Origin of the sequence: Eggerthella sp., assembly GCF_048329335.1 — a bacterium.
GTDB classification, from domain to species: Bacteria; Actinomycetota; Coriobacteriia; order Coriobacteriales; family Eggerthellaceae; genus Eggerthella; species Eggerthella lenta.
This window is the reverse complement of record NZ_DBFEGU010000323.1, coordinates 1-2,416: the sequence shown is the minus strand read 5'-3', so window position 1 is coordinate 2,416 and position 2,416 is coordinate 1. Positions and strand designations below refer to the sequence as shown.

The window sequence follows — 2,416 nt, the reverse complement described above, 5'->3', positions numbered from 1 at the left end:
CGGAAGAGGCCATCCAGGCGGGCATCGTGTACGGCGAGGCCGATCGCGTGGACGGCATCATCCGCCGCATCTTCGCGCAGCTGGGCTACGAGACTCCTGTGGTGGCGACGGGCGGCCTGGCCTCGCGCGTGGCGGCCCAGTCGCAGACCATCACCGCCATCAACCCCGAGTTGACCCTCGAGGGATTGCGTCTCGTGTACGAAGCGCAGGAAGGCGCCGCCAGCGTTTAAGGCGCGCGATGCGTTGCCCTACCCTGTTTCGCGCCGAGCCGTTTCGCCGACGCAGCTGCTTCAGACCATCATTGACGCGGGGTCGTCTCGTAGGGTTCGGTGCGACGGCGGGTTCGATGTGGCCCGACGGAGCTTCATGCGTCGCGGCCTATTTGCCGCAACGTTGGCTTTCTTGCGCTGTTGGAGGAATGCTTCTCGTTCCCGTTGCGTTCGGCGGGTAGAATGCTTCTATCAGAAAAGCCGCGCCGTCTGCAATGAGCGGGCGGGAACGAAAGGAAGGGCCCGACGTGTTGAGCGACATTGAAATTGCCCAGGCGACGAAACCCCAGCACATCAGCGCGATCGCCGAGAAGGCGGGCGTGCCGGAGTCGTATCTCGAGCTGTACGGTACGAACAAGGCGAAGGTGGACTACAACCTGCTCACCGACGAGGAGCACGCGCCCGGCAAGCTCATCCTGGTGACGGCCATCAACCCGACGCCCGCCGGCGAGGGCAAGACCACCACGACGGTGGGCTTGGCCGACGCGCTGGCTCGCCAGGGCAAGAACGTGGTCGTTGCGCTGCGCGAGCCCAGCCTGGGCCCCGTGTTCGGCGTGAAGGGCGGCGCTGCAGGCGGCGGATACGCCCAGGTCATCCCTATGGAGGACATCAACCTGCACTTCACCGGCGACTTCCACGCCATCGGCGCCGCCAACAACCTCCTGGCCGCCATGCTGGACAACCACATCCAGCAGGGCAACGAGCTGGGCATCGACGTGCGCAAGATCACCTGGAAGCGCGTGGTTGACATGAACGACCGCCAGCTGCGCAACGTGGTGGACGGCATGGGCGGCAAGGCCCACGGCGTGCCGCGCGAGGACGGCTTCGACATCACGGTGGCCAGCGAGATCATGGCCATCTTCTGCCTGTCCACCTCCATCACCGACCTCAAAGAGCGCCTGGCCCGCATCGTCGTGGGCTACACGCGCGACGACAAGCCCGTCACGGCCGGCGACCTCAAGGCGCAGGGCGCCATGGCCGCGCTGCTGAAGGACGCCCTCAAGCCGAACCTCGTGCAGACGCTGGAAGGCACGCCGGCGTTCGTGCACGGCGGCCCCTTCGCCAACATCGCGCACGGCTGCAACTCCATCATGGCCACGCGCATGGCCATGGCGCTGGGCGACTACTGCGTGACGGAGGCCGGCTTCGGCGCCGACTTGGGCGCGGAGAAGTTCCTCGACATCAAGTGCCGCCTCGCGGGCCTCAACCCAGACGCGGTGGTCGTCGTGGCCACGGTGCGCGCGCTGAAGAACCACGGCGGCGTGGCGAAGGCCGATCTCAACGACGAGAACCTCGAGGCGTTGGAGGCGGGTCTGCCGAATCTGCTGCAGCACGTGGAGAACATCACGAAGGTGTACCAGCTGCCGTGCGTCGTGGCCATCAACCGCTTCCCCACGGACACGGAAGCCGAGCTCAAGCTGGTGGAGGACAAGTGCCGCGAGCTGGGCGTGAACGTGGCGCTGTCCGAGGTGTGGGCGAAGGGCGGCGAGGGCGGCCTGGCCCTGGCCGACGAAGTGGTGCGCCTGTGCGAAGAGCCGAACGACTTCCAGTTCGCCTACGGTGACGACCTGTCGCTGGCCGAGAAGATCGAGGCCATCGCCACGCGCGTGTACCATGCCGACGGCGTGGACTTCGAGCCGAAGGCCATGGCCGAGCTCAAGAAGCTCGAGGACCTGGGCTTCGGCGGCATGCCGGTGTGCATGGCGAAGACGCAGTACAGCTTCTCGGACGATCAGAAGAAGCTGGGCGCGCCGCGCGGCTTCCGCATCACGGTGCGCAACGCGAAGGTGTCGGCCGGCGCCGGCTTCGTGGTGGCGCTGCCCGGCGACATCATGACCATGCCGGGTCTGCCGAAGGTGCCCGCCGCCGAGCGCATTGACGTCGACGAAACCGGCAAGATCTCCGGCCTGTTCTAAGCTTGGAGCGCCCCCGATTTCGGTTGAAATCGGGGGCGCTCCTGTCGTATGCTACGCCTACCGGCGGTGCCCAGGATGTGAGACTAGGACGCTACACAATCCCCTTCGGGCGGCGCAGGTTAATGTGGGAGCCCGGGTTCACGCCCGGGCTTTGCTATCTCAGCTTCTCCCTGGTTCCCTCCCTGAGAATTCGCGCTAGATCCGCGTCTGTTTCGCGCTAGATCCGTGAAA

The 2,416-nt window shown here is 66.1% G+C and carries 1 protein-coding gene and 1 pseudogene; both read left to right on the top strand.

Translation table 11 applies throughout. The annotated features are described in order from the left end of the window. Window positions 1-230 (top strand): annotated as a pseudogene (locus ACMO6A_RS10165) (type III pantothenate kinase); the annotation flags it as partial. 287 nt (window positions 231-517) lie between these two features. Further along, window positions 518-2,185, top strand: coding sequence for a formate--tetrahydrofolate ligase (locus tag ACMO6A_RS10160; RefSeq protein ID WP_418471196.1), 1,668 nt, complete (start codon window positions 518-520; stop codon window positions 2,183-2,185). Window positions 2,186-2,416 lie beyond the last annotated feature (231 nt).